This is a genomic window from uncultured Kluyvera sp. (assembly GCF_902485085.1).
GTDB lineage: Bacteria > Pseudomonadota > Gammaproteobacteria > Enterobacterales > Enterobacteriaceae > Kluyvera > Kluyvera ascorbata.
This window is the reverse complement of record NZ_CABTJS010000154.1, coordinates 1-7692: the sequence shown is the minus strand read 5'-3', so window position 1 is coordinate 7692 and position 7692 is coordinate 1. Positions and strand designations below refer to the sequence as shown.

The 7692-nt window shown below is 55.7% G+C and carries 9 protein-coding genes; 6 read left to right on the top strand and 3 right to left on the bottom strand.

What is annotated here, in order from left to right; all coding sequences use genetic code 11:
• Positions 1 to 83: hypothetical protein (locus tag RDN66_RS24350; RefSeq protein ID WP_374044029.1), on the bottom strand; the 83-nt coding region annotated here is incomplete at its 3' end.
• Between the two features lie 267 nt (positions 84 to 350).
• Between RDN66_RS24350 and RDN66_RS19080 the strand changes: the two genes are divergently transcribed.
• From RDN66_RS19080 to cmoB, 5 genes are read left to right on the top strand one after another with little or no spacing between them, the layout of a single operon-like run.
• A complete protein-coding gene (locus RDN66_RS19080) occupies positions 351 to 917 on the top strand; it encodes a hydrolase (protein ID WP_202217738.1) in 567 nt (188 codons plus the stop codon).
• Positions 914 to 1732, top strand: coding sequence for a DUF72 domain-containing protein (locus tag RDN66_RS19075; RefSeq protein ID WP_202217737.1), 819 nt, complete (start codon positions 914 to 916; stop codon positions 1730 to 1732). Before RDN66_RS19080 ends, RDN66_RS19075 begins: the two co-directional genes overlap by 4 nt.
• A gap of 51 nt (positions 1733 to 1783) precedes the next feature.
• Entirely contained in the window at positions 1784 to 2179 is a 396-nt protein-coding gene (locus RDN66_RS19070; RefSeq protein ID WP_035891721.1) for an MAPEG family protein, read from the top strand.
• A gap of 39 nt (positions 2180 to 2218) precedes the next feature.
• Positions 2219 to 2962 carry a carboxy-S-adenosyl-L-methionine synthase CmoA gene (gene cmoA, locus RDN66_RS19065; protein ID WP_035891724.1) on the top strand — a complete coding sequence of 248 codons (744 nt, stop codon included), beginning with the start codon at positions 2219 to 2221 and terminating at the stop codon, positions 2960 to 2962.
• Positions 2959 to 3927, top strand: a complete 969-nt coding sequence (gene cmoB / locus RDN66_RS19060) for a tRNA 5-methoxyuridine(34)/uridine 5-oxyacetic acid(34) synthase CmoB (RefSeq protein ID WP_035891727.1) — start codon at positions 2959 to 2961, stop codon at positions 3925 to 3927. The genes cmoA and cmoB overlap by 4 nt, the downstream gene beginning before the upstream one ends.
• 288 nt (positions 3928 to 4215) lie before the next feature.
• On the opposite strand, the gene cutC is transcribed toward cmoB, so the two are convergent.
• Together cutC and RDN66_RS19050 are read right to left on the bottom strand one after the other, a co-directional pair.
• On the bottom strand, positions 4216 to 4956 hold the full coding sequence (cutC, locus tag RDN66_RS19055; RefSeq protein WP_202217736.1) for a copper homeostasis protein CutC: 741 nt from the start codon (positions 4954 to 4956) through the stop codon (positions 4216 to 4218).
• 73 nt (positions 4957 to 5029) lie between these two features.
• A complete protein-coding gene (locus RDN66_RS19050; RefSeq protein WP_202217735.1) occupies positions 5030 to 5596 on the bottom strand; it encodes a VOC family protein in 567 nt (188 codons plus the stop codon).
• 231 nt (positions 5597 to 5827) lie between these two features.
• On the opposite strand from RDN66_RS19050, the gene argS reads away from it, so the two are divergent.
• Positions 5828 to 7561, top strand: coding sequence for an arginine--tRNA ligase (argS, locus tag RDN66_RS19045; protein WP_202217734.1), 1734 nt, complete (start codon positions 5828 to 5830; stop codon positions 7559 to 7561).
• The last annotated feature ends 131 nt before the right edge of the window (positions 7562 to 7692 follow it).

Sequence of the window (7692 nt, the reverse complement as noted above, 5' to 3'; positions counted from 1 at the left end):
CGACGGCGGTTGACCCAACCACACAGAGTCACCTGCTGCCCAACGTGGGACTGTCGAAGCTGTCCGCAATATTCTGTACGCATGAGATATCCCTTAACTTAGCCGTCGGCGGATTGTCGCCTGCCGTGCAGGCGTTACTGTCGCAGCTTTAGCTGAATGTCACTACTGGATGAAAAAAGGGGGCTATTATACTGGAAATTCTCGCTCGCGATAAGCCCGGAGCAGCTTATACGACTGTTTGCTGAACGCTTATTGCCTACGCTCACAAAAATTAACAATAATTATCAGTTCAATAACCTGGCGTCGATTGTAAGGTATGCCCCCGACAGCCCGTTTACAGAGGAACAACCATGCTGAATTTAGACGCCAAAAAAACCGCTCTTGTCGTTATTGACCTGCAGGAAGGCATTCTGCCGTTTGCCGGTGGCCCACATACCGCTGCTGACGTGGTGGCCCGTGCCGCCCGCCTGGCCGACAAATGCCGTGCCGCGTCCGCGCCAGTCGTGTTGGTTCGCGTAGGTTGGTCAGCTGACTTTGCAGACGCGTTGAAACAACCGGTTGATGCCCCCGCTCCGGCCAAAGCGCTGCCGGAAAACTGGTGGACCTATCCGGCTGAGCTCGGTAAACAGGACAGCGATATTGAGGTGACCAAACGTCAATGGGGCGCGTTCTACGGCACCGACCTCGAAGTGCAGCTGCGCCGTCGCGGCATCGACACCATTATTCTGTGCGGTATTTCCACCAACATCGGCGTGGAGTCCACCGCCCGTAACGCGTGGGAACTGGGCTTTAACCTGATTATTGCCGAAGATGCCTGCAGCGCGTTCAATAACGATCAGCACCAGAGCAGCCTCTCCTACATTTTCCCGCGCATTGCTCGCGTGCGCAGCACTGAAGAGATCCTTGCCGCCTTATGATTTATCTTGGGCTTCCCCAATGGTCGCACCCGAAATGGGTGCGCCTTGGTATTACCAGCCTTGAAGAGTATGCCCGCCACTTTAACTGCGTGGAGGGCAACACGACGCTGTACGCCCTGCCAAAAGCCGAAATAGTCGACCGCTGGCTGGCGCAAACGGATGATAATTTTCGCTTCTGCTTTAAATTTCCGGCCACCATTTCGCACCAGGCAGCGCTTCGTCATTGTGACGATCTGACGCTCGAATTTTTCCAGCGGATGGCACCGCTTGACGGGAGAATTGGGCAATACTGGCTTCAGCTTCCGGCTACTTTTGGCCCTCGAGACCTGCCCGCGCTGTGGCATTTCCTTGACGGGCTGCCGAAGATGTTTCACTACGGCGTTGAAGTTCGCCACCCGCAATTTTTCGATAAGAGTGACAGCGAGCGGCAGCTCAACCGCGGCCTGCATGAGCGCGGCGTGAACCGAGTGATCCTCGATAGCCGACCGGTACATGCCGCCATACCGCACAACGAAGCGGTGCGAGAAGCTCAGCGTAAAAAGCCCAAAGTCCCGGTACATGCGGTAGTGACCGCCGAGCAACCGATGGTGAGGTTTATCGGCAGTGACGACATGGCGCTGAACCAGGCCATGTTCGCGCCGTGGCTAGAGAAACTGGCACAGTGGCAACATTCCACCACGCCTTATCTGTTTCTGCACACCCCGGATATCGCCCAGGCGCCAGAGCTGGTGCATTCGCTGTGGGAAGCGCTGCATTCCGCCCTTCCCGAGCTGGGTTCTACCCCGTCGATTCCACAACAATCTTCTCTTTTTTGACATTCATACCTATGATAATGAGTAGCCTCTGCCAACCTAAAGGGAGTTTGTATGGTTAGCGCGCTGTACGCCGTACTCGCGGCGTTGTTACTGATTAAATTTTCCTTCGACGTGGTTCGTCTGCGCAGACTTTATCGTGTCGCCTATGGCGATGGCGGCTTTAGCGAGCTGCAAAGTGCGATTCGCATTCACGGTAATGCGGTGGAATACATTCCAATTGGCGTCGCGCTTCTTTTGTTTATGGAGATGAACGGCGCAGAAACCTGGATGGTACATATCTGCGGCCTGATGCTGCTCGCCGGTCGCCTCATGCACTACTACGGTTTTCACCATCGCCTGTTTCGCTGGCGACGCTCTGGCATGATTGCCACCTACCTCTCACTGTTGCTAATGGTGCTGATGAATCTGTGGTATATGCCGTGGGAGTTGGTTTTCTCGCTGCGTTAGCGCACAATACGCCGTTTTTATTTTTCCGGATTTAACCTTATGTCTGACCGCGATACGCTTTTTTCTGCACCGATAGCCCGCCTCGGCGACTGGACCTTCGATGAACGGGTTGCTGAAGTTTTCCCGGATATGATCCAGCGTTCCGTCCCCGGCTACTCAAATATCATCTCAATGATTGGCATGCTGGCCGAGCGTTTTGTGCAGCCGAATACTCAGGTATACGACCTGGGCTGCTCGCTGGGGGCCGCGACCCTTTCTATCCGCCGCAACATTGCCCACGACAGCTGCCGGATTATCGCTATCGATAATTCCCCGGCGATGATTGAACGCTGCCGTCGCCATATCGATGCCTATAAAGCGCCGACGCCGGTTGATGTCATTGAGGGCGATATTCGCGATATCGAGATTCATAACGCTTCGATGGTGGTGCTGAACTTTACGGTGCAGTTCCTTGAACCCGCAGAGCGTCAGGCATTACTGAACAAAATCTATCAGGGGCTGAACCCCGGCGGCGCGCTGGTGCTGTCCGAAAAATTCAGCTTCGAAGACGCGACCGTCGGCGAGCTGCTGTTCAACATGCACCATGACTTTAAGCGCGCCAACGGCTACAGCGAACTGGAAATCAGCCAGAAGCGCAGCATGTTGGAAAACGTGATGCTGACTGACTCCGTTGAAGTGCATAAAGCCCGCCTGAGTCAGGCCGGTTTCGAACACAGCGAGCTGTGGTTCCAGTGCTTTAACTTTGGCTCTCTGGTCGCACTGAAAGCAGGAACCCCGGCATGATCGAGTTCGGCAATTTTTATCAGCAAATCGCCAAAAGCCCGCTTTCCCACTGGCTGGAAACGCTGCCTGCGCAGATTGGCGCCTGGCAACGCGATCAGCACGGTCTGTTTAAGCAGTGGTCCAACGCAGTGGAATTTCTGCCTGAAATCCAGCCGTGGAAGCTCGACCTGCTGCACAGCGTGACGGCTGAAAGCGAAACGCCGCTGAGCGAAGGTCAGGTGAAGCGCATCGATACGCTGCTGCGCCACCTGATGCCATGGCGTAAAGGGCCGTTTTCGCTGTATGGCGTGAACATCGATACCGAATGGCGCTCTGACTGGAAGTGGGAGCGCGTATTGCCGCACCTGTCTGACCTCAGCGGCCGCACCATTCTCGACGTAGGCTGCGGCAGTGGTTATCACCTGTGGCGCATGATTGGCGCGGGCGCACATCTGGCGGTGGGTATCGACCCAACCCAGCTGTTCCTGTGCCAGTTTGAAGCGGTGCGTAAATTGCTGGGTAACGATCAGCGCGCGCATCTGCTGCCGCTGGGCATTGAGCAGCTTCCGGCGTTGAAAGCGTTTGATACCGTCTTCTCAATGGGCGTGTTGTACCACCGCCGTTCACCGCTGGAGCACCTCTGGCAGCTTAAAGATCAGCTGGTCAACGACGGCGAACTGGTGCTGGAAACGTTGGTGGTTGAAGGCGATGAAAATACGGTACTGGTACCGGGCGACCGCTATGCGCAGATGCGTAACGTCTACTTTATTCCGTCGGCGCTGGCGTTGAAAAACTGGCTGGAGAAGTGTGGCTTCGTTGACGTGCGTATTGCCGATATGAGCGTGACCTCAACCGAAGAACAGCGTCGCACCGAGTGGATGGTCACCGAGTCGCTGGCCGATTTCCTCGACCCGAACGACCCGAGCAAAACGGTTGAAGGCTACCCGGCACCGCTGCGCGCGGTGTTGATTGCGCGTAAGCCTTAACGGTTGCGCCGTTCCCGGCGGCGCTGCGCTTGGCCGGGCTACAGGTTCGTACCCAACGCCGAGGAAATATGACAGCGATTCGCCTAAATATTTCGCTCTGCAACAAGGCGGCGACGCAGCGAGTCCCCGGGAGCGTACATCAGTACGTGACTGGGGCGAGCGAGGAAAGCCAACGCAGTCGCAGAGTGAAATATGACGGCGAAAAAAAGGCCCCTGTTTAATGGGCAGGGGCCTGGTACAAGCAAGCATCATATTGGGCGAATATGACACGCGGTAAAAAACTTTTAGCTACACGTGGCGCTCAATGATTTCCCGCATTGCTGCTACCGCCGCGCCATCGACGGTATAGCGAGAATACTCATCAGCTTCAGGATCCGTTGACATTGAAAGTCCGGAGTTGCGATAACGCATTTCGGAGGGCACCCATTGCCCGGCTGAACTGTGTACTTCTTTAACACCGGCGTCGAGGAACAGAGCAAGGTTGCTCGCTCTTACACCCGCACCAGCCATAATAGTTGGAGTATCCCTTCGACCAATAAGTTCCCGAATTAATAAAATACCTTTCTCCGCCGACGGTTGCTGACCGGAGGTGAGCACCCTCGCAATGCCTAATTCCGCAAGCTGTTCAAAGGTCTGCTGCGGATTCGCACACATATCAAAGGCGCGATGGAAAGTCACCGCCAGTGGGCCAGCCGCGACCATAATCTGGCGCATCCTCGGAATATCCACCTGCCCTTCTGGGTTCAGCACGCCAATCACAAAGCCGGGATAGCCCAGCGAGCGAATCTGACGCACGTCTTCCAGCATGGCGGCGAACTCACCGTCGGTATAACAGAAATCACCGCCTCGGGGCCGGATTATCGGGTGGACGGGAATCGTTACCCGGTGACGCGTGGCTTTCAGCACACCGTAAGAAGGTGTCAGGCCGCCCTCAAGCGGTGCCGCACACAGTTCAATACGATCCGCCCCGTTCTGCTGCGCGATAACCGCGCATTCCGTGCTGTAACAGCAGATTTCCAGCAATGCCATAGTTCTCTCCGTTTGATTCAGCGAAAGATCATGCCACCGTTCCCATCTGCAGACCCGGCGTTAGTTCACATTGTTACATTGGCTGCTCACTGGCAACAATTTCTTCAATCGTCCATGGATGAAATTTTATCGTGACCTTCCCGTCGGTAACGGCCATCGTCGGGTTCGGTAGACGTTCGCGTTCGCCTTTTGGTGAACTGGTTTTCACCGAAATGCCCGGCTGGCTCAGCCCATCATCGGAGAGCAGCGCCAGCGCGCGCGCGTTTAGCCCTTCCGGTTCGCCCGGCAGAACGATTTCAATATGTTCCCAGCCTTCGTGCGGGTAGCGCTTTTCGCCCGGCCACGGCAGCTCAATCACCGTAAACTGCCAGTGGGCCACGCATACCGGCTCCTCAAGTTTGAACAGGCAAATAGGTCGGCCGTTGATGATATTTTCCGACAGCAGCGTGCCACACTGCTCAAACCCGCGGCGCCAGCGTTCGGCGGTGGCGTTTTGATGGCAGCGCAGCGAAATATGATCGGCATTAAGCGGCGTGATATCCAGCCCTAGCCGGTGGGAAAGCGCCGCCAGTGCGTCAGTAAAACGTGGGAGATCTGCAGAAATATCCTGCAGTTCCGCGATAGTCTGCCAGTTTGCCATTTCAGCCCTACTCTTATTACATGAAAAGGCTAATCTACCCTGTTGTTCTCTCTGAACCAACCGTTCAGGCGCATGAGCGATTAATCCCTGCTCAGGCAACGTTTTTTCAAGGCACGAGAGGATGGCCCAGTGCTGACGGCATCAGGCAAATGCAGTATACTCCCGCCTTAATTTATCCACACCCGGCGCTGAACCGTGCAGGTTGCAGCGTCTAAAACGTAAGGTATTCCGGTGAATATTCAGGCTCTTCTCTCAGAAAAAGTCAGTCAGGCCATGATTGCGGCAGGCGCGCCTGCCGATTGCGAACCACAGGTTCGTCAGTCAGCAAAAGTACAGTTCGGCGACTATCAGGCAAACGGCATGATGGCAGTGGCCAAAAAACTGGGCATGGCACCGCGACAACTGGCAGAGCAGGTACTGTCTCATCTCGATCTGAACGGCATTGCTAATAAAGTCGAGATCGCCGGGCCAGGCTTTATCAACATCTTCCTCGACCCAACCTTCCTGGCAGAGCACGTTAGCCAGGCGCTGAAAAGCGACCGTCTGGGCATCGCGCAGCCAGAAAAGCAGACTATCGTCGTGGACTACTCCGCGCCAAACGTGGCAAAAGAGATGCACGTCGGCCACCTGCGTTCCACCATCATTGGCGATGCTGCCGTTCGTACGCTGGAGCTGATGGGCCATAAAGTTATCCGCGCTAACCACGTTGGCGACTGGGGCACCCAGTTCGGTATGCTGATTGCGTATCTGGAAAAGCAGCAGCAGGAAAACGCGGGTGAAATGGCGCTGGCCGACCTCGAAGGTTTCTACCGCGAAGCGAAAAAACACTACGACGAAGACGAAGCCTTCGCCGAGCGCGCGCGTAGCTACGTCGTGAAGCTGCAAGGCGGTGACGAATACTTCCGTAAAATGTGGCGCCAGCTGGTCGACATTACCATGACCCAGAACCAGCTGACCTACGATCGCCTGAACGTCACCCTGACCCGTGATGACGTGATGGGTGAAAGCCTCTACAACCCAATGCTACCGGGTATCGTAGCGGACCTGAAAGCTAAAGGTCTGGCGGTTGAGAGCGAAGGCGCAACCGTGGTGTTCCTGGATGAGTTCAAGAACAAAGAAGGTGAGCCTATGGGCGTCATCATCCAGAAAAAGGATGGCGGCTACCTGTACACCACCACCGATATCGCCTGTGCGAAATATCGTTACGAAACCCTGCATGCCGACCGCGTGCTGTACTACATCGACTCCCGCCAGCACCAGCACCTGATGCAGGCGTGGACCATCGTGCGTAAAGCCGGTTACGTGCCAGATTCCGTGCCGCTGGAGCACCACATGTTCGGTATGATGCTGGGCAAAGACGGCAAGCCGTTCAAAACCCGTGCTGGCGGTACCGTGAAGCTGGCGGATCTGCTGGACGAAGCGCTGGAGCGCGCACGCCGCCTGGTCGCAGAGAAGAACCCGGAAATGCCAGCAGACGAGCTGGAAAAACTGGCCAACGTCGTCGGTATCGGCGCGGTAAAATATGCGGATCTCTCCAAAAACCGCACCACCGACTACGTGTTCGACTGGGACAACATGCTGGCCTTCGAAGGCAACACCGCGCCGTATATGCAGTATGCCTATACCCGCGTACTGTCTGTGTTCCGTAAAGCGGAGCTGGAAGAAAGCGCTATTATCAACGCCGAAGTGACCATCACCGAAGACCGTGAAGCGCAGCTGGCCGCTCGTCTGCTGCAGTTCGAAGAGACGCTGAACGTCGTCGCTCGCGACGGTACGCCACACGTGATGTGTGCCTACCTGTACGATCTTGCGGGCCTGTTCTCTGGCTTCTACGAGCATTGCCCTATCCTCTCCGCCGAGAATGAAAGCGTACGTAACAGTCGCCTCAAGCTGGCGCTGCTGACGGCGAAAACCCTGAAGCTGGGTCTGGATACCCTGGGTATCGAAACCGTCGAACGTATGTAATTACTTCGAGTGATGTAAAAGACCACCTTCTTAGAAGGTGGCTTTTGAGAATGCCCCCTGTAAGGGGGGCTACTTTCACCTTCCGCTTACTACTCTAGCAATTCCATCTGTTGTTCATGTGTTTGTTCCGT